Origin of the sequence: Vibrio rhizosphaerae (assembly GCF_024347095.1) — a bacterium.
Lineage (GTDB): Bacteria > Pseudomonadota > Gammaproteobacteria > Enterobacterales > Vibrionaceae > Vibrio > Vibrio rhizosphaerae.
The window spans coordinates 883,853-902,530 of sequence record NZ_AP024904.1 but is presented as its reverse complement, the minus strand read 5'-3'; the positions used below and the strand labels follow the sequence as shown (position 1 = coordinate 902,530).

Here is an 18,678-nt window from a genome sequence, read left to right as displayed (position 1 = left end):
GATTATTGCAATAACATATTCGTGTTAAAGAAAGTAATTGATTGAATTTTTTTAGTAAAATAATTATCGCAATAACTAATTGGAGGTTGTTCATGGATCTTTTATATACAGCACAAGTAACAACAACGGGTGGACGTGACGGAAAAGCCGCTTCTGACGATAATAAATTACAAGTTAACCTAAGTACTCCCAAATCATTGGGTGGTGCAGGCGGTGAAGGGACCAACCCAGAGCAGCTTTTTGCTGCCGGTTATTCAGCATGTTTTATCGGTGCGATGAAGTTTGTCGCAATGCAGGATAAGATCAAATTATCTCAGGATCTGAGCGTTACGGCGAAGGTCGGGATTGGTCAAAACACCGCAGGTGCTGGGTTTGCCATTGATGTTGAATTGCATATTTCTCTGCCGGAACTTGATCGCAGCGTGGCACAGACGTTGATTGAAAAAGCTCACCAAGTCTGCCCATACTCAAATGCAACCCGTGGTAACATTCGAGTCGAGTTAGTGCTGGTATAACATATTGAATGATATAGAACGCAGACAGGCACGCGAAGCGTGCCTGTCTGATTTTGTCCGAAGATAACCCATCACAGATCCTTCAGCGACTCATCCAGCCATGCATTAAACTGTGAATAAGGCAAGGCTCCGTTAATCATATTGAGCCGTTGCCCGCGATGAAAAACCATCACCGTCGGAATACTGCGAATCTGGTATTGCGCGGCTAAAGCCTGTTGAGCCTCAGTATCAACCTTGATAAATCGTACGCGTTGCACGCGCTCTTGTGCCGTTTGCTCAAAAATCGGTGCAAACCCGACACACGGGTTACACCACGGTGCCCAAAAGTCAACGACCACGGGGATATCGCTATTCAAAATGGACTGAAAATTATCGACTGTCCCTTCAACAGGTAAGCCGTCAAGAAGGAATTGTTTGCACTTGCCGCAGACCGATGACTCAGAAAGGCGTTCCGTGGGAACACGATTCATGACATGGCATGACGGGCAACGGGTTTTGATACTGGTCATAGGGCGCTGACTTGATAACTGGGTGAATGATAGACCATCAATTATCACCAAATAAAACGAGATAACAACCATGAATCAAGCACGGAAAAGCGGATCGATTCCGGTTCGGTCTTGGATGTTTCCTGTTTGGTAAAGTTTATTGATGTTGCTGACCGTTGATGATGTCTGTTGTTGGAACTCGGGTGTGTGTCCTTGTTAGGTATTCTTTTACCGATCCGAAATAAGTCTTCCGAGGGATGTGTGTGGTGTCTGTCCTCTTATCGGTTGACCGTCTTTTTATTGTGTCTGTCCTTGTATCGTCTTTTCGCTGTCTGTCCTTTTACCGGTCCGGCACTGTTATCGGTCCTGCAATCGTCTGTCCGTTTATCATTTCGTCTGTCCATGTATCACTAATTTGTGGGGTGGATCCAAGCGTCCTCTTACCGGATGGCATATGCTTAAATGAGAATATAGTGAAATGGTTACTCTATCGTTACGTCGCAAGATACTTGAGGGAGGTTAGGATGGCGTATCAAAAACACGGCCTCACGATTGGACTGGAACGAGTTGATCACGAATTCTTTGTCTCGATTAAAGCGGTTGGTACATTAACGCATCAGGATTACGAGATGATCACACCATTGCTGGATGCTGCACTGGTCAAGGTGAACACCCCAAAAGTCGATGTACTGTTTGATGCCTCGGAATTGGAGGGGTGGGAACTTCGGGCTGCATGGGATGACTTTAAACTGGGCCTGCAACATGGGGCGGATTTTAATAAAGTGGCACTCTATGGTTATCAGGAATGGCAGGCTCTCGCTGCGAAAGTTGGCAGTTGGTTTATCTCGGGTGATATTCGTTATTTTGATGATTATGATGCAGCAATTCGTTGGCTACAGGCGTAGCTGGTTTGAGGATAAACCTGCTATTTGTGATATAGGTTGACATTATTGTGCGGCCGATATTTTTATTACATGCACTTTATTGATTTCGGTAACACCAAAGATACATTTGGTTATATTTTTTTACATTAATGTGGGGTGTGATGTTCTCAATTTGAAAGTTCTGTTGCTAGACTGAGAGGGCAATCAAGATTAAATGAAAAATTAAACGTCATGTTGGTCATATTCATTTAACTGCATTAGGTCTGTTTTGATATTTATATAATAAGAAGTTTCACAGAAGCTAATGCATATTGTTTAGGATGCCATGATGTTTAGTAATTTTACCATCCGTATGCAGCTCGGCCTGTCTTTGGCCTTTTTAACTGCGATCATTGTTTTCTCCGGATTACAAAACCGGAGCTCCCTTAACCTGCTGGATCATAATATCCAACTCTTTGCTGAACCTTTAAGAAAAGCTCAACGAGATATCCTCAATGCCGATCGAGATTTGTATCAGGCGCTCAAGGGACAGCAAGACGGGCTCCTGACCCATGAAGAGAAAATGTTTAAGGCTTCTAAAGATGACTATCAGGAAAATGTTCAGCAAGCCTATGATCGGATGCAAAACTATCTGAATTATATGGCTGATTATCCCCAGATCATCGCACAGTTCAATCATTTCGATAGTGTTTTCAAAACATGGAAGGATCAGGCCGATCTGGTTTTTTCACTGGTAGAAAACGGTGACAGAGAACAAGCCTATACACAATTTACTAAGTCCGAAAAATACTTTGGCATACTTCGTGACGAATATGACAAAGCCGGGGAACTGGTCGATAAACTCGGCAATGAACTTCATGCACAATCGCGTGAAGTTGTCGGCCAGCGAGTTTTCTGGAACATGATGATTTCCCTCGTTTCAGTGGTTATTGGGCTGATATTGGTATTTTTCATTCCGAAAGCCATTACATCCGCTATTTACTCCGTGAAAGATAAAATCGATGATTTGACGCAAGGTGACGGCGATTTGGTTAGCCGTCTGACGGTGAAGAAAAAAACCGAACTGGGCGATTTATCTTCAAGTGTGAACAATCTGCTGGAACAGCTCCAACAACTCGTTAAAAGCGTGATTGGCGGTGTTCAGAAACTGGGCGCAGATACAAGCCATCTACAGGATGTCGTAAATAAGACGGAAGTGATTGGTCACAATCAACAGCAACGGCTAGAGCTCCTGTTTCAAGCATTTGAACAAATCAATATTGCTATTCAAGAGATTACCACGAATGCACAGCATACCTCTTCCAAAAGCGACGAGGCAAACCGTGCTGCGAGTAGTGGTATGACGCTGGTTGACCGAAACGTCGCGCTGAACGACAAACTCTCGGTGAGCTTCCAAGAAGCCAGCCAGAAGATGTCATCTCTTGCCGCAGATTCTGACAATATTACTTCAGTTCTGGATGTGATCCGTGGTATTGCCGATCAAACCAATTTGCTGGCATTAAATGCTGCTATCGAGGCTGCCCGGGCCGGTGAACAAGGTCGGGGGTTTGCTGTTGTGGCAGATGAGGTCAGAACATTAGCACAACGGACACAGTCTTCGACAGAAGATATTCAGGATATGATTTCCAACCTGATTAAAGGTGTAAATGAAACTCAGACTGCGATTCAAGGTGGAGAAGACGCGGTGGCAGAATCGGTGGGGATGGCTGATGAAATGAGACATGCATTCCAAGATATCCGTGATCTGATTTCTACCGTGCAAGAAATGAATATTCAAATTGCTGCAGCGACAGAAGAGCAGAGTTCGGTGATTGTCGATGTGAATCAGGGAATTCTTGAACTGAAAGAATTGTCTGATGAAGCGACAAACGTACATCAGCGTGTGGCTGATACCGGGAATGTGGTTGCCGATATTTCAATGCAACTTTCTGACTTGGTGAGTAAGTTTAAAGTGTAACTTTAAACCGTAATACGACACATCGAATATAAGAGATCTTGTTAAGGGGAGAGTCTATGACTCTCCCCTTATTTTTTGATGCTTAATTGCATATCAGCATCTTTCTATATCGCAACAATGATCTAAAAATAATGAGGAAGATCCCAAATAAAGTGGATTGAAATTGATTTATATTCACTTTTCGCCGGAAATTACCAAAAATGTGATCAAAATTTTTAAAATAGTGTTTTGAGCTAAAAGCTAGCAAGGGCTTGTCATCTTCTCCAATGGGACGATTTTCAGTTTTTGCGGACTGGCATCAGAAATTACAGAATATGTTCCAACTGTCGATATACGTTATGTGATGTCTAAAAATGTCGGATATGGCATTTTTTTGATATATCTATCGGTTATAATCAAATGGAATTATTTTTATTTTTGTACCACATTATGGAATGTAGTGTTCATCGCTGGCTACAAATAGAGAAAGGGTCATGGATATAGTATGAAAAAGGTATCATTTAAGACTAAATTGCTTGCCATTGTTGTTGCAATTATCTGTGTGACAATATTTACAGCCTACGTAAGCGCTAATTTTTATATCAGTCGCTATATACATCAAAGTGATAGCCAAGTGATCCGGACACAGATTGATACGATCCGTTCTGTGGTGGAAGGAAAGCTCAAAGACAATATTGTTTTGGCTCAGTCAACGAAGTTCAGTTTTTACGAGGTCAAACAGGCGATAGAAAAAACGGGCTTTAAGGATGCGATTAAAGTTGCCTTCGGGATGACCATCAATCGAGATGGTGCGATTAAAGATCCGAAGGAAGCTCAGCCATATATGGATATTTTTAAACAGTCCGATGGGAAGCTAACTGTAAGTAATGTTTTCATCGATAATGGCAAGCCAACGATCACGATTACTGTGCCTGAAAATAAGGATTCCGGAAATATTTTCTACATCGACCTCTCTTTTCTCGGGGATCTGCTCAGTTCAATGACGACAGATGGCAGTTATCTTGAACTGGTGGACGACCAGCAAACTCAGATTTTTTCCAATAAAGTAGAAGGACATGATCTGACGCCGCTGACCGCGAAGATCAAGGTTGCCGGAAAAGAATGGACACTCACTGGGTATATCGATAACGATTATATTCAGCATGATACCGATACACTGAATGGCAGCATTACCATTGCGTTGATCATTGCTGCGATTATTTTGATTCCGATTGCTATTCTCCTGATTAACTGGGTGTTTAAGCCAATTCTTTTGTTGAAAAATCTGATTGCTGATCTGGCGGATGGCAACGGTGATCTGACCCATCGCCTGAAGGTCGATTCAAAAGATGAACTGGGCATGATTGCCGAGGGGATTAATCAGTTTATCGCAAACTTACAGGAGATGATGCGACAAGTGAGGGAATCGACGGATACGATCAGCCGTGAAATCTCTCAGCTTGAACAGCAAACCGATTCGAATAGTAAGTTACTTCAGTCACATAGTCAGGAAATTGAACTGACGGTGACCGCTGTGAATGAAATGAGTTCGACTGCCTCTGTCGTTGCAGAGAATGCAGCTAACACAGCAAGTCAGACAGAAGCGACCAATAGTGAAGCCGCGCACTCTAAAGAAGTTGTACAGCTGGCAGTATCACAAGTGGGGGCACTGGCGGAAGAGGTTGAAGAGACGGCCCGGTTCATTGCCGATATGAACATGCATACCGAAGAAATTGGTAAATTACTGGGTGAAATCGGTGGTATTGCAGAACAAACCAACCTCCTGGCTCTGAACGCTGCTATTGAAGCTGCGCGGGCTGGAGACCAAGGCCGAGGTTTTGCAGTTGTTGCAGATGAGGTCCGGGCGTTAGCGTCACGAACTCACCGGAGTACCGAAGATATTGTGCAGATGTTAGATCGCTTGAAAGCCGGGACAGCAACTGTGGTTTCCAGCATGGAATCCACGCGTAACAGTTGCCGGACCACCGAAGAATCAACAACCGTTGTGGTGTCCTCTTTGGATAAAGTGACGTCGGCGGTCAATGAAATTAATGATTTATCAATTCAGATTGCAACGTCAGCCGAAGAACAAAGTAGTGTGACGGAAGATATTAACCGCAGTATGGTTGCTATTCGTGAAGTGATGCATACTATTAACGACAATAGTGACAATACCGCAGAAACAACACGCCGTCTGATTACCATTAATCAGCAACTATTAGCGATTGTAAATCAGTTCAAAATTGAATAATTTGTTGTATGACGACGATTCAGCCTGAGGGTTCTGCGCTCAGGCTGATATTTACCTTTCTGTCTTCAATTTCCCTCACCTCGTCAATCTGGAGTCCCTTAATGGAGCTATACATCGGTAATAAAAATTATTCGACCTGGTCACTCAGACCGTGGATTTTATTAGCACAATCAGATATTCCATTCGACGAAGTTCAGTTACCGCTTGATACACCACAGTTTTATGCTGCGCTGTCATCCGTGACACCAACGCTAAAAGTCCCTTGTCTGATCGATGGTGACATTACCGTATGGGATTCGCTCGCGATCTGTGAATATATCAATGATACCTATCTTGCAGGAAAAGCTTGGCCAGCCGACCCTAAAGATAAGGCCAATGCCCGTTCACTGGCAGCAGAAATGCATTCAGGTTTTCCGGCCCTGCGTCGTGAAGCACCAATGAATATTCGTGCAACTCGTTCACTGACTTTGTCTGATGCTGCACAACAGGATCTCAAGCGGATTGAAGACATTTTTGCCGGACAGATGGCGCGTTTTGCCGATCAGGGCGGATGGCTTTTCGGCCAGTACTCTATTGCTGATGCGATGTTTGCACCGGTTGTGATGCGTTTAAAAACGTATCGGCTGAGTTTCGGAGAAGTGGCACAGAAATATGTGAATCATGTATTATCGTGTCCGGTGTTGCAGCAATGGATTGATGCGGCGCTTGACGAAACTGAAATTGTTGAAATAGATGAAGCCGGAGAGCCTGTCAAGGAATGAGTGATTGACCAGCCATGACGGCTTCGGTATCAATTGAAAGCGAACAATAGATTTAACTACCATTGAGTAAATATGCCGCATATCTGTTTGTATTCATCATATTTTGTATGAATGAAACAGGTGCGGCATTCTTTATTTTTATTCTGTGTTTGTTGTCGAAATGTTCACTAATAGTGAAAAAATTGTTGTTATGCATTAGTATAGTGCAATAAATGTGTCTCAATTGTGCATATATAAAATATCGATAAAATTGAAAATTTCAGAAGCACTTTATATTTATATGCAGTAGAATCCCCGATTTGAGGCATCTATTTAAGTATTCATGCATTTTTGGTGTTTAAATATATTCCCTTCTCCCGAGGTGGAAAGAGTCGTCGCCGATGGCATGAATTGTGCTGTTTCCAATGTTTATCATATATGAGATATCACTATGAAAAGAATAACGAATTTGAGTCTGTTGCTACTGACTCTCGCTGCTCCTTTTGTCCAGGCCGCGGATCAGCCGCTGGTTCGATTGGGTGTTGAGCCTGGATATGCACCTTTTGAGATGAAGAAGCCAGACGGCACTCTGACCGGATTTGATATCGATTTAGGCAAAGAAATCTGTAAGCGAATTGATGCGCACTGTGTCTGGGTTGAAAGTGACTTCGATGGCTTGATTCCTTCACTGAAAGCGAAAAAAATTGATGCAATTCTCTCTTCTATGTCGATCACGCCGCAGCGTCAGCAGGAAATTGACTTTACCGACAAACTGTATGGTACGCCTGCTCGTTTAATTGCGCCGAAAGGGGTGACTCTGCAACCGACAGCCGCGTCATTGGGTGGCAAACGGGTCGGTGTTTTTCAGGGAACCACGGCTGAAACTTATGCCAAAGAGCAATGGGCACCGAAAGGGGTCGATGTTGTGACTTACCAGAATCAGGATCAAGTCTATGCCGATTTAGTCAACGGGCGTCTTGATGCTGCATTTCAGGATGCCGTTGCTGCGAGCGATGGCTTCTTGAACCGTCCAGTCGGCAAAGGTTTTGCATTCAGTGGCCCGGAAGTCAATGATGAAAAATACTTTGGTGTCGGTGCAGGGATCGGGGTGCGTAAAACTGATCAGGCACTCAAAAATAAAATCAACGCGGCTTTAAGCGACATGCTGAAAGATGGCACTTATGATGCCATTGCTAAACAATACTTTGATTTTGATATCTACGGTAAATAAGCCGTCACTCCTTTCCGCTCCTTCGTTCGAGGGAGCGTTATTTATTTAGGAAGGCATTATTTAGGAAGGCATTATGCTTTATGGATATGGTGGCATCATCTTTGATGGTGCAATCATGACGATTGAACTGGCTGTTCTTTCGGTAATTTTCTCAATTATTCTGGGATTGATCGGGGCTTGTGCCAAGCTGTTTGGTAGCCGTCCGGTGATCGCGCTTGCTCATGTTTATACCACATTGATTCGTGGCATTCCTGATTTGGTACTGATGATGCTGATTTTTTACGGCTTACAGTTGGGGCTCAATCAAATCACCGAATCTCTGGGATGGCAACAAATTAACATTGACCCCTTCACAGCCGGCGTTTTGACCATTGGTTTCATTTACGGTGCCTATCTGACGGAAACGTTTCGCGGCGCTTTTCTGGCGGTTCCCAAAGGCCAGATTGAAGCTGGCACGGCTTATGGTTTTACCCCATGGCAAGTGTTCCGGGTGATTCTTTTCCCGCAGATGATGCGCCATGCTCTGCCGGGGTTATCCAATAACTGGCTGGTGATCCTCAAATCAACTGCGCTGGTTTCGATTATCGGCCTTGCCGATGTGGTGAAGGCAACGCAGATGGCCGGGAAAGGCACCTATCAGTTGTTCTACTTTACGATTGTTGCTGCGGTGGTTTATCTGATTTTTACTACTTTATCAAATCTGGCATTTTATTGGCTGGAGCGTCGCTACGCATACAGTCATAGAGGTCGTTTGTCATGATTGAAATACTTGAACGCTACGGAAAAGCATTTTTATGGTCGGATGGGTACCACTTTACCGGTGTTGCCGTGACACTGTGGTTATTGGTTATTTCTGTGTCACTGGGATTCATTGTCTCGATCCCATTGTCACTGGCCCGGGTGTCTAAAAACCGTTGGCTGTCATTACCGGTCTGGCTATTTTCATATCTTTTCCGTGGTACACCGCTGTATGTGCAGTTGCTGATTTTTTACACGGGGGTATACACATTGGGATTCGTCCGCTCGACGGAGTTTCTCAACTGGTTTTTCCGTAGTGGTTACAACTGCACGATTTTTGCGTTGTTTCTCAATACCTGTGCCTACACGCTTGAGATTTTTGCGGGTGCAATCCGTGAAACCAGTCAGGGCGAAATTGAAGCAGCGAAAGCATACGGTTTCTCTCGTTGGAAGCGCTACCGATGCATTGTGCTTCCTTCAGCATTGCGTCGCGCGATTCCTGCATATAGTAATGAAGTCATCATCATGCTTCATTCGACATCTTTAGCATTTACAGCAACGGTGCCTGATATTTTGAAAATCGCCCGGGATGTGAATGCGGCAACATACAAATCATTTCATGCCTTTGGGATTGCTGCCATACTTTATTTAGTAATTTCATTTTTGCTGGTGGCGTTGTTCCGGCGGGCAGAAAAGAAATGGTTGCGTCACTTGCATCCGATACCAGTCAAACATTAGAACATCGATTTTTAGGTTTCCGGTGATGGCTCGCATTTGCCGAGCCTGAAGATTCGGGAAAACTGATTTTTTTCAGGAAAGCGATTTTTCAGGAAACCGATTGTTAAGGAACAAGCATTATGCAAAACACAAAACTGGCCGTCAGTGAGCTTCATAAAAAGTACGGTCAGCATGAGGTCATTAAAGGCGTGTCTTTACAGGCGAATGCCGGTGACGTCATCAGTATCATCGGATCATCCGGATCGGGCAAAAGTACCCTCTTACGCTGTTTGAATTTTCTTGAGAAACCTTCGGCCGGTGCAATATATATCAATGGCCAAGAGATCCAGACCAAGCGCGATTCAGACGGGCAGCTCAAAGTCTGTGACCACAAACAGTTGCAACTCTTGCGTACCAAGTTAACGATGGTATTCCAGCATTTTAACTTGTGGAGCCATATGACGGTGCTGGAAAATGTCATGATTGCGCCGGTTCAGGTTTTGGGTGTCAGCAAACAGGAAGCACGGGAAAGAGCAATCGCTTATCTCAATAAAGTTGGGATCGATGAACGGGCGCAACAAAGCTATCCGACCCATTTATCCGGCGGGCAGCAACAGCGCGTGTCAATTGCCCGGGCTTTGGCAATGGAACCGGAAGTGTTGTTGTTCGATGAACCGACTTCTGCACTGGATCCTGAGCTGGTCGGTGAGGTACTGAAGATTATGCAGCAACTCGCTGAAGAAGGGAAAACCATGATCGTGGTGACACATGAGATGGGATTTGCCCGACATGTTTCAAATCATGTCATTTTTCTGCATCAGGGGAAAATTGAAGAAGAAGGTGATCCGGAAGAGGTGTTTGGTCAGCCGAAAAGTGAGCGTTTGCAGCAGTTTCTTTCCGGTGCCTTAAAATAACGCGAAAATGCAGCATCCTGATGCTGCATTTTTATCTCTGTATCGACACGATAAGTGCATCTGAATGATAAATGCTGCCTCATCGATTTACCAAGTCGCGATCTATTTGCCCGGTGGTTACTCCTGGTATGCCATTGGATCGTTAGAAGCCCCTTTTCGCGTGGCCAATGAGATTCTCGGTGAAGAGAAGTTCCGATGTGTTTATGTCATACCGGATGACTGCTCTGAATCTGCTCGCTTACCCCACTCGATTCTATGGTCTGATGCTGTTGTATGTGACTTGCTGGCAGTGGTTTGTGAGTCGGTACCGAATGAGACGATATCACCGCTGGAAAAGAAAAAACTGCAACATTTTTATCAGCAGGGAACCACCATTCTGGCAAGCTACGCCGGTGTTTTTTGGCTTGCTGACAGCGGATTACTGAATCATCAGCGTGCCGCAGTTCATTGGTCTTTAATGGATACTTTTAGCGAACGTTATGAGTCGGTTGAGTTGTCTGACCATCTGTATGAGCGTCATAACCGCTTGATCACTACGGCTGGATTCGCTGCAACACTTGATTGTCTCGTCGATTTTCTTGAAGAAACCGAAGGTAAAGAACTGGCCTACGCTGTTTCTGATCAGCTGTGTATGGATCGCATTCGTCCGGCACAAGAGCGACAGCGATTACCATTCAAGCAGTTTGGCGGGGATATTCAACCTCGTTTGACGATGGCGGTTGAACTGATGGAAAACAATCTTGAAGAACCGCTGTCCACCGATGAAATTGCCGAATTCGTTCATATTTCTCGCCGCCAGCTTGAACGTTTGTTCAAGCGTTATCTCGATACCATGCCAGCACGCTATTACCTTCAACTGCGCCTGAAGCGGGCACGTCAACTGTTGCTGACGACCCATACTTCAATTGTTCAAATTGGGTTATTGTGTGGTTTTTCCAGTGGCCCGCATTTTTCCAGTGCCTATAAAGCCTATTATCACATCACACCACGCGATGAACGTTCGAAAATGTTACAGACGAAATAGACCTTATGATGCCGGTGTTTTTTATGATGGAACCGGGGGATATGACGACTGACGTTGTCGGTTTGCAATCTCGTGATTGCATCTAATTAGAGTGTCTTGGCGATCATACTCCCTGCCGCAGCGAGCATCATGATGCCTGCGCTGCGAAAAAGCAGCATCTGCGCGTTTTGGCTGGCAAGGAATCGTCTGACCTTCAGTGCCCCCAAAATAAAGATGGAACCGACGGCGATTAATACCGCAATGGTCAGTGGTACCAGTAACAGTCCCCATGTTTGTATCGACACCGTATCCAAGGTAATGACCAGCGGTAAGATTGCCAGATAGAATGCGATCGTCTTAGGGTTACCTAAAGTAATGGTGAAACCGGAAAGCCACGCGGAAGTCAGTGCCCGTCTGGAAACTTTTTGATCAATCTGAATACTTTCCGGTTTACAGGTAATAAACTGCCATGCCAGCCAAGCCAGATAGAGAGAGGACGCCCAACTGATCAGTGTGAATAAAGTGCTGAAGTGATGGGCGATCACGGCAAGTCCGAATACCGCAAATGAAAGATAGATCAAATCTCCCAGAATCAACCCGGCCAACATCGTAAACCCAGTGATTGCCCCACCGCTCACACTGCGGGCGACCAAGGCGGTCATTCCCGGCCCCGGAATTGCTGCCGCGATGCCTAGGGCGGCAATATAGGCAAATATTTGTGTTGATTCTAACATGGTTATTGATCCTACTTATATTGAACGAAATTTATCTGAGCCGTGCGGAATATCAGCACGGTACAACAGACTCTCTTGGGGGCGGTGTTATTGATTCTGGTAGAGTACTTCTCTGGCAAAAACAAGATCTTGGACCGCCAGTCCCACTGATTTAAACAACGTGCGCTCAGGGCGCTTCTCTAGGCGATGCGCTCCTAATTCACCAATTTCTTGACTGACATGATTGGCAGATATGTATCCTTTCTCTTTGGCTTGCTGAAGACACTGAGAGGCATTCCAGCATGATTCTCGTGAATCGACATAGTGTTCAACTGCCCCATAGATCGCCGGATCCAGTTCTTGAAATCCAATTGCTGATGCTCCGATCGCATTGATATGGCAGTTTTGTGGTAAGTCACAAAGCTGCAGCAATGGGGCTCGGGCAGCCGTTACCGTACAAATGATATCTGCGTCTGAGACTGCTTTGGCTGGTGTTTCTGCGATTTTTATCTCAACGTTGTTGAGGGTGGGATGCCCAGCACACCATGTGGTAAACTGATCGACACTGGTTTGATTTCTGCCCCAGATTGTCACTTGCTGAATTGGGCGTACGGCAAGCATGGTGAGTAAGTGTTGACGAGCTTGCAGGCCAGAGCCCAGAATAGCAAGCTTGGTTGCGTGCTGTGGTGCAAGTAAATGTGTTGCCCAAGCTGAAGCTGCGGCTGTTCTGAGTTCGGTGATTGCGCCGGCATCAACTGCCACCATATGTCCATTGGCCTGTTCATCAAATAGCAGGATGCATCCCTCATGAGAAGATGAGCCATGATGTGGATTAAAATCGACTAAGACCGATTTCAGACCAAAACCTGCATATTTGCTCTCGGATATATAAGCTGGCATTGTCCCCATCAATCGTCCGTCGGGTGCCGGAATAATACTCCTGACCGACTGCGTTACTTTCCCCTGACTTTGTAAAGCAAATGCAATTTGACTCAACTCAATGGCAAGTGGGATAGCAATCGTTTGTTCAACATGCTCTCGATTAAAATAATGCATATAACCGCCTTATGCCTCGGCCGTATCCATAAATTGTGTTTCAACAGGAGTATCTGCCAGACTATTGAGTAAGGTGGACATGGTTTTCTGGGAGATACCTAAAATAACATCAAGCATATTTTGTCGCGTGAAGCCAGCGGCCAGAAAATGGCTGGCTTTGTCTTTCGGAATGGTACCTTGCGAGAGAATGACTGCTTGCGTAAATTGATGAAGTTCGGCTAGTCGTGTCGGGAGTTGTGCCGGATGACGGATGATCTTATCAACAATATCACTTGCGACACCGTTGTGAATTGCAATCCAGCGATGCGCTTTAATCGTATAAGGGCACTGGTTAATCACCCCGGTTGTCAGCCAGACAACTGCTTTCTCTGCTTCATTGAGAGAGCATTGTGAAAAGCGGTCATGTGCAAACTGATAAGAAGCCAGCAGATCGGGGGATTCAGCCATGTATGCACTTTGGTTGGGGATCCAGCCGAAATTATCAATTGAACTTTGCAGTAGCGGACGACTGCCATCCGGTGCACTGTCAATCGTATGTAGTTTCATGTCTATCATTTTCTCTCTTCCTTTTTTGTTTTTTTATTAATCTATTGATGGCGAAACATATGAATGAACCGCACTTTATTTCGACGGATGACAGCCAAATACCGACCACAACATATGGATGGGACGAACCTTGGATATAAACGATAAATTGTGCAGATTTGCTGCAATTTCTGTTGTTAAGGCAACATCGGCTTCTTGTTGAGTAACGGCATTGGCAGCTTCGCTGGTGGAATTCTTCTCAATAATTGTTTCTATCTGCAAACCTGGAGGAAGCAGTTCATGAATTAACGGTATGGGTGCAGGATGAGAGGCAATTCTCAGTGGCCGACGCGGTAGTGAACGATTGGTTGCTATCCCATATAAAGGTGTATCAAAAACAAATGTTGCTAACAGATTCAAATGAGAGTCCATGTAGAAATCATTAATTTTTTGATAGGCATTGGCAACAACCAGTAATCCGTTGTCTTGTTTAGTATTATCGCGTGCCTGCTCATAAGTTTCATTCAGATTGATGGGATTCAAACTGTCAGAATAGAATTCCTTCATCCGCATACAAAAATATTTTGAAGCAGATTCACTACTTGTCCCTGATGGGCCTAACGTATAAACAGGGTGACATGTTGCATGAACAAGCCCCATGTCCATAAAATGCGTGTTCATTTGTCTATCTCCCGATGATAATCATCAATTCACACTCGTTAACCAGTGTTGACAATGACTCAGTTGTCCTCGAACCGATTTGATATACAAACGTTGAATTTCTGAGGTAATACTGTGTGGTTCTGCACTATTGAAGTCACAGTGATCAATCTGCTGTACGGGGGAAACTTCCATCCCGGTTCCGGTCAGGAAACACTCATTTGCGGCAAAGAGTTCTGAGGGTGAAATATCTCTCTCTTCAACTTCAATACCTAATTCTGCTGTCGCTAAATCTATCACCGTGCTTCGGGTAATTCCTTCAAGAATGTGGGAATTAATCGCAGGAGTAATGAGTTTATTTTTCTTAACTAAGAAGACATTCGACGTGGTGGCTTCTGCAATATTGCCGTGAATATTGAGCATGATCGCATCATCATATCCAGCGCGGTGCGCCGACTCCATTGCGAGTGCTGAATTGATATAGCTACCCGTAATTTTTGCGCGTGCCGGAATCGAATTATCGGAAACCCTTCTCCAGTTTGAAATGGTACAGCGCAAGCTTTTTTGTGCTGATACCGATGGCATGTTTAAACTATTAATCGCAAGCCCTGAACTGACACCGGAGAGTTTGACGCCGAACCCTTGCCCAGGAAGGAGATTCTTTTTAAAAGCGATTGGGCGGATATAGCAATCTGTATTGGCCTGATTTTTTCTCAGTAGCTCGAGAATAACGGCTTTCATCTCCTGATGAGACGGCAACTGATCAATTAACAGGAGTTTTGAAGAATTGATGAACCGTTCAATATGCGCATCTAACTGAAATACATTTAAAGCACGCTTGTCTTCGGAGAGATAAGCCCGAATTCCTTCAAAAACGCCGGTGCCATAATTGAATGCCTGGGTTGTAATTGGAATTGAAGCCTCTGCCGCAGGTCGATATTCACCATCCAGATAGATGTATGGGTGGTGGATAGCTGATTGATGCTGACGGGGGGCAACTTCAGTTACGATATTGGTCATTATTGAAATCCCCTCCCTAATAGTGCAATAGCTGCGTCACGGTCAGCGTTATCACCTTGCGCTCTTAAATCATGTAGTCTGGCTGCTTTCCAACTGACCATGGCAGATGTACTGGTAATATTGGTGGTTTCACCAACCTGAATATCGATCTCAACATGTCTGATTTTTTCCGACATATACGCTTTAGTTTGTGCGAGCATCACAGCTTGTTGCGGGACGTCTTCGATTAACTCAACAATGATATTTAAGTGATCGACACCGTTTTTTTCATCAATCTGAATGGCGTAGTCTAAACAACCGGTCAGCTTTTCTAACAGAGCAGCCTCGATATCCCATGCACAATAATTGCGGCCACCTAACACTAGGGTATCCCTAACTCGACCAATCGGAACAATTTTCAGCCGACCATCAGACATCAGGGTTGCTCTGACCATATCACCGGTACGATAGCGAATCAGAGGTTTTTGTCCCTGATATAAGTGAGTAATTACCAACTCACCTCTGGTTTCGGCTTCAGAAGCCGGAATCACTTCACCACTGTTCGGTTCGACTAATTCATAGTAGTTATTCATTGGGACGGTGTAGAGGGATTGGTCGCGGTCACAGACAGCCAAAATAGAAGATTCCTGAGATGCGTACATACAGTTGTATACCTGTGCTCCCCATGTCTCGCCGATATTACGTAGTAAAGCTGGTGTGGTTAATTCGCCTAATGTCAGAATGACGCGCACGCTAGTTTCTGTCGGCGACACATGATGTTTCTTGAGGTATCGGGCGAGATTGATAGCCACGGCAGGCGTACACACGAGTGCCGTAATCTGTAACTCATTGATGAGAGCCATGGCGCGATTCATGCCGACAACCGGAGAGCGCGGCCACATTTTGACCACACTATGACCTAAACTGCGGAAGACATCTTCAAATGTATCACCTGTCGAGTGCAACTCGGTTGGCCCCATAACGCCAACAATATGTTTATCGCCATGCTGTTGAAAAATTTGCCCGTAGCGGAGAATCAGGGGCGTATTATTATAAATCGAGTCTATTTCACTTCGGGGACATGGTGTGGGTGCGCCGGTCGTTCCGGTTGTTTCGTAGTATATCCAGCTTTTATCGAGTGGCGCAGAAGCCAGAAAACTTCTATTTTCACGGAGATCATTCTTCGTGGTAAATGGTAAGGTGCTCAACGCAGCAAGAGAAAATTTATCGATATCTGATAATGTTATTCCTGATAAGTGTTCTTGATAAAAACCAGAACCTTTGATGACATATTTCAGAACTTCTTTAAGATTTTTTTCTTGATGATCAATCAGCTGTTGTTGAGAATATTCACCATTTTCAAATTTCTTATGCTGTTGGAAAATATCTTTTGCTTGTTTTACCAATTCATCTTTAAAAATCGCATACATGAGATCATCCTTAATAAATTCTCTATATGTGTGATTGGAAACTATTGTGCTTCTGGTTACTTATTTAAATAGCGGTAGATTACCCGTGAGTTTATTAATGATTTTTTTCGGACCAATCATACCAATAGCTACGAGTTCAATATGTTGACTGGTGACTGATGATATTCTTTCACCATATTCATCATATGTTTTACATGACTGAGCCAACGCACTAAAAGGCATGGTATAAATTTGATCGTCTTGTTCTGCCGTGGCAAGTAAGTTTTGGATATGCTCTCCTGTCGAGAGCAATACCGGGAGTGGCGCGTAGATAACCCCCGGATAATTGACGCTATCCATACTTTGCATATCCGGGCCAACGAGATGATTGACTGTTTTACCAAAACTGATTCCAATTACACTTGCTGCATTAATTGCTAAACCCGGATGTAAATCCCGATCCACAATAATGGTACATTTGTGCTTGCTTGCATCAAATTCCATGAATTCCTCACTTATTTTAAAATCGTATTTACAGGGTAGGTAATAAATTCAAATAGCCAGTCGCTAGAGAGAAGTCGGTAGATAAATCAATATCGACAATATTCCATTCGGCAATTGCTTTCCATTTTTCAACACCTTCCCTGTGATTTGGATGAACAATATATTTCTCTAAATCATCGGTATTATTAAATATCCCAATAACAATAAAGTCGGCAGCAATTTCCCTGCGAGATATATTTCTTCCGCATATCCATCCTTTTATTTCCTCAATATAGCGAGGGTGATTCCGTGTTGCTTGTTCTGCCTCGATTGCATTTGTCGAAGACCAACTCCAATTCTTTTTAAAATTAAATAGCACAACATGTAGAATCATTAAATTCCATCCTTGGTGAATGATTGTCTTTCGTTAATTATGGTGAATAGCCATGATGTTTTGACGTTGTTGTTGCTGAGCATTATGCATCAGAACGATAGAAATTTGTTACCTATATCACGTTAGGGGAAAAGCTTTTAGGGCAGAATTGCCCTATAAATGGCAATAAAACGAAAGGATTTAACCTTAGTGGCACTGACAAAGACAGATACTCATATTTTGACCTTATTACAGCAAGATGCACGAATGACGAATCAGGAGCTGGCCGATCAAATCGGCATGTCATCATCTCCTTGCTGGCGCAAAGTTCGTAAGCTAGAAGAAGATGAAATTATTCAGGGATATCGTGCTGTTCTGGATCGAAAAAAGATCGGTCTAGGGGTCATGGTATTCGTCCGAGTGAGTATTGATAGCCATAGCGAAGCCGAAGCGCGTAAATTTGAACAAGAAGTGACAGCACTTGAGAATGTCGTGGCTTGCTACAGTATTGGGGGCGATGCTGATTTCTTGATTCAGGTGGTCTCTCATGACCTCGATTCTTATGCGGAATTTGCGATGTCCGTCATTCGGCGCTTACCGGGAATTAAAGAGATGCAAAGTATGTTTGTTTTAAAGGAAATCAAGCCCTTTGTCTCTTTACCTGTCGGAGCATCCGGCGGATAACGTCAATTCCCCCTTACTATTCATGAAATCGTTTACATTTTAATGGTTTTATTACTGCTATTTTATGATGGTCCGGAGGTATCATGATCAAAATATGAGAGATATGTAAGCGGCTGCTTTTTATCTCTCTTTCCTGCTTCAATTATCGACTATTATCTGCCTCCGTCAGTCTGCTGCAACGCATCACTGAGACCATATTATCAACTGTCCTTGGGCATTTTCGAAGGATAATGTGATCTCTTCCTGATAGTTTTATATCTGTGGAAACGTTTTCACTAAATCTTGTGATGATCACAGTTTTATGACAATTCGCTTCATATAGTACGCAACATGTTCAACAAAATAATGATAAAGCGTCC

Annotated in this window: 20 protein-coding genes; 11 read left to right on the top strand and 9 right to left on the bottom strand. The window is 44.1% G+C overall.

Going from position 1 to position 18,678, the window contains the following annotated elements; translation table 11 throughout:
• Positions 1-92: 92 nt before the first annotated feature.
• Positions 93-515 carry an organic hydroperoxide resistance protein gene (locus OCV37_RS19095; RefSeq protein ID WP_038177777.1) on the top strand — a complete coding sequence of 141 codons (423 nt, stop codon included), beginning with the start codon at positions 93-95 and terminating at the stop codon, positions 513-515.
• Positions 516-586: 71 nt separating this feature from the next.
• Here the strand turns inward: OCV37_RS19095 and trxC are convergent, their stop codons facing one another.
• Positions 587-1,024 carry a thioredoxin TrxC gene (gene trxC, locus OCV37_RS19090; protein ID WP_038177986.1) on the bottom strand — a complete coding sequence of 146 codons (438 nt, stop codon included), beginning with the start codon at positions 1,022-1,024 and terminating at the stop codon, positions 587-589.
• Positions 1,025-1,527: 503 nt separating this feature from the next.
• Here trxC and OCV37_RS19085 point away from each other — a divergent pair.
• The 9 genes from OCV37_RS19085 (at position 1,528) to OCV37_RS19045 (ending at position 11,438) form a co-directional block, all read left to right on the top strand.
• Positions 1,528-1,908 carry a SpoIIAA family protein gene (locus OCV37_RS19085; protein WP_038177778.1) on the top strand — a complete coding sequence of 127 codons (381 nt, stop codon included), beginning with the start codon at positions 1,528-1,530 and terminating at the stop codon, positions 1,906-1,908.
• Between the two features lie 304 nt (positions 1,909-2,212).
• Positions 2,213-3,844, top strand: coding sequence for a methyl-accepting chemotaxis protein (locus OCV37_RS19080; RefSeq protein ID WP_084717371.1), 1,632 nt, complete (start codon positions 2,213-2,215; stop codon positions 3,842-3,844).
• 484 nt (positions 3,845-4,328) lie between these two features.
• Entirely contained in the window at positions 4,329-6,074 is a 1,746-nt protein-coding gene (locus OCV37_RS19075; RefSeq protein WP_038177781.1) for a methyl-accepting chemotaxis protein, read from the top strand.
• 101 nt (positions 6,075-6,175) lie between these two features.
• A complete protein-coding gene (locus OCV37_RS19070; protein WP_038177782.1) occupies positions 6,176-6,835 on the top strand; it encodes a glutathione S-transferase family protein in 660 nt (219 codons plus the stop codon).
• Between the two features lie 430 nt (positions 6,836-7,265).
• Entirely contained in the window at positions 7,266-8,045 is a 780-nt protein-coding gene (locus OCV37_RS19065; protein WP_038177784.1) for an ABC transporter substrate-binding protein, read from the top strand.
• A gap of 73 nt (positions 8,046-8,118) precedes the next feature.
• Positions 8,119-8,805, top strand: coding sequence for an ABC transporter permease (locus OCV37_RS19060; RefSeq protein ID WP_038177785.1), 687 nt, complete (start codon positions 8,119-8,121; stop codon positions 8,803-8,805).
• Positions 8,802-9,521, top strand: coding sequence for an ABC transporter permease (locus OCV37_RS19055; protein WP_038177786.1), 720 nt, complete (start codon positions 8,802-8,804; stop codon positions 9,519-9,521). Before OCV37_RS19060 ends, OCV37_RS19055 begins: the two co-directional genes overlap by 4 nt.
• A 119-nt stretch (positions 9,522-9,640) precedes the next feature.
• Entirely contained in the window at positions 9,641-10,414 is a 774-nt protein-coding gene (gene hisP / locus OCV37_RS19050; protein ID WP_038177789.1) for a histidine ABC transporter ATP-binding protein HisP, read from the top strand.
• Between the two features lie 64 nt (positions 10,415-10,478).
• A complete protein-coding gene (locus OCV37_RS19045; protein ID WP_051680200.1) occupies positions 10,479-11,438 on the top strand; it encodes a GlxA family transcriptional regulator in 960 nt (319 codons plus the stop codon).
• Positions 11,439-11,524: 86 nt separating this feature from the next.
• Here OCV37_RS19045 and OCV37_RS19040 read toward each other — a convergent pair whose 3' ends face one another.
• The 8 genes from OCV37_RS19040 to OCV37_RS19005 all read right to left on the bottom strand — a co-directional run bounded on the left by OCV37_RS19040 (position 11,525) and on the right by OCV37_RS19005 (position 17,656).
• Positions 11,525-12,151 (bottom strand): LysE family translocator, encoded by a 627-nt coding sequence (locus OCV37_RS19040; RefSeq protein ID WP_038177793.1) that lies wholly within the window; start codon positions 12,149-12,151, stop codon positions 11,525-11,527.
• Positions 12,152-12,238: 87 nt separating this feature from the next.
• Positions 12,239-13,186 carry an ornithine cyclodeaminase family protein gene (locus OCV37_RS19035; RefSeq protein ID WP_038177795.1) on the bottom strand — a complete coding sequence of 316 codons (948 nt, stop codon included), beginning with the start codon at positions 13,184-13,186 and terminating at the stop codon, positions 12,239-12,241.
• A gap of 9 nt (positions 13,187-13,195) precedes the next feature.
• Positions 13,196-13,741, bottom strand: coding sequence for a carboxymuconolactone decarboxylase family protein (locus OCV37_RS19030; protein ID WP_038177796.1), 546 nt, complete (start codon positions 13,739-13,741; stop codon positions 13,196-13,198).
• Positions 13,742-13,807: 66 nt separating this feature from the next.
• Positions 13,808-14,392 carry a type 2 periplasmic-binding domain-containing protein gene (locus tag OCV37_RS19025; protein ID WP_038177798.1) on the bottom strand — a complete coding sequence of 195 codons (585 nt, stop codon included), beginning with the start codon at positions 14,390-14,392 and terminating at the stop codon, positions 13,808-13,810.
• Positions 14,393-14,416: 24 nt separating this feature from the next.
• Entirely contained in the window at positions 14,417-15,391 is a 975-nt protein-coding gene (locus tag OCV37_RS19020; protein WP_038177799.1) for a branched-chain amino acid transaminase, read from the bottom strand.
• Positions 15,391-16,800, bottom strand: coding sequence for a phenylacetate--CoA ligase family protein (locus OCV37_RS19015; RefSeq protein WP_038177801.1), 1,410 nt, complete (start codon positions 16,798-16,800; stop codon positions 15,391-15,393). Before OCV37_RS19015 ends, OCV37_RS19020 begins: the two co-directional genes overlap by 1 nt.
• Positions 16,801-16,860: 60 nt before the next feature.
• Positions 16,861-17,283, bottom strand: a complete 423-nt coding sequence (locus tag OCV37_RS19010; protein WP_038177802.1) for a DUF2000 domain-containing protein — start codon at positions 17,281-17,283, stop codon at positions 16,861-16,863.
• Positions 17,284-17,311: 28 nt separating this feature from the next.
• Positions 17,312-17,656 (bottom strand): Dabb family protein, encoded by a 345-nt coding sequence (locus tag OCV37_RS19005; protein WP_038177804.1) that lies wholly within the window; start codon positions 17,654-17,656, stop codon positions 17,312-17,314.
• Positions 17,657-17,845: 189 nt separating this feature from the next.
• Between OCV37_RS19005 and OCV37_RS19000 the strand changes: the two genes are divergently transcribed.
• Positions 17,846-18,319, top strand: coding sequence for an Lrp/AsnC family transcriptional regulator (locus OCV37_RS19000; RefSeq protein WP_038177805.1), 474 nt, complete (start codon positions 17,846-17,848; stop codon positions 18,317-18,319).
• Positions 18,320-18,678 lie beyond the last annotated feature (359 nt).

What these genes read in the sequence shown, in the direction of transcription:
- hisP (WP_038177789.1), top strand. Translation starts at nt 9,641, where the DNA reads ATGCAAAACACAAAACTGGCCGTCAGTGAGCTTCATAAAAAGTACGGT.
- OCV37_RS19005 (WP_038177804.1), bottom strand. Translation starts at nt 17,656, where the DNA reads ATGATTCTACATGTTGTGCTATTTAATTTTAAAAAGAATTGGAGTTGG.
- OCV37_RS19035 (WP_038177795.1), bottom strand. Translation starts at nt 13,186, where the DNA reads ATGCATTATTTTAATCGAGAGCATGTTGAACAAACGATTGCTATCCCA.
- OCV37_RS19055 (WP_038177786.1), top strand. Translation starts at nt 8,802, where the DNA reads ATGATTGAAATACTTGAACGCTACGGAAAAGCATTTTTATGGTCGGAT.
- OCV37_RS19085 (WP_038177778.1), top strand. Translation starts at nt 1,528, where the DNA reads ATGGCGTATCAAAAACACGGCCTCACGATTGGACTGGAACGAGTTGAT.
- OCV37_RS19080 (WP_084717371.1), top strand. Translation starts at nt 2,213, where the DNA reads ATGATGTTTAGTAATTTTACCATCCGTATGCAGCTCGGCCTGTCTTTG.
- OCV37_RS19075 (WP_038177781.1), top strand. Translation starts at nt 4,329, where the DNA reads ATGAAAAAGGTATCATTTAAGACTAAATTGCTTGCCATTGTTGTTGCA.
- OCV37_RS19020 (WP_038177799.1), bottom strand. Translation starts at nt 15,391, where the DNA reads ATGACCAATATCGTAACTGAAGTTGCCCCCCGTCAGCATCAATCAGCT.
- trxC (WP_038177986.1), bottom strand. Translation starts at nt 1,024, where the DNA reads ATGACCAGTATCAAAACCCGTTGCCCGTCATGCCATGTCATGAATCGT.
- OCV37_RS19025 (WP_038177798.1), bottom strand. Translation starts at nt 14,392, where the DNA reads ATGAACACGCATTTTATGGACATGGGGCTTGTTCATGCAACATGTCAC.
- OCV37_RS19095 (WP_038177777.1), top strand. Translation starts at nt 93, where the DNA reads ATGGATCTTTTATATACAGCACAAGTAACAACAACGGGTGGACGTGAC.
- OCV37_RS19015 (WP_038177801.1), bottom strand. Translation starts at nt 16,800, where the DNA reads ATGTATGCGATTTTTAAAGATGAATTGGTAAAACAAGCAAAAGATATT.
- OCV37_RS19010 (WP_038177802.1), bottom strand. Translation starts at nt 17,283, where the DNA reads ATGGAATTTGATGCAAGCAAGCACAAATGTACCATTATTGTGGATCGG.
- OCV37_RS19060 (WP_038177785.1), top strand. Translation starts at nt 8,119, where the DNA reads ATGCTTTATGGATATGGTGGCATCATCTTTGATGGTGCAATCATGACG.
- OCV37_RS19070 (WP_038177782.1), top strand. Translation starts at nt 6,176, where the DNA reads ATGGAGCTATACATCGGTAATAAAAATTATTCGACCTGGTCACTCAGA.
- OCV37_RS19045 (WP_051680200.1), top strand. Translation starts at nt 10,479, where the DNA reads ATGATAAATGCTGCCTCATCGATTTACCAAGTCGCGATCTATTTGCCC.
- OCV37_RS19030 (WP_038177796.1), bottom strand. Translation starts at nt 13,741, where the DNA reads ATGATAGACATGAAACTACATACGATTGACAGTGCACCGGATGGCAGT.
- OCV37_RS19065 (WP_038177784.1), top strand. Translation starts at nt 7,266, where the DNA reads ATGAAAAGAATAACGAATTTGAGTCTGTTGCTACTGACTCTCGCTGCT.
- OCV37_RS19040 (WP_038177793.1), bottom strand. Translation starts at nt 12,151, where the DNA reads ATGTTAGAATCAACACAAATATTTGCCTATATTGCCGCCCTAGGCATC.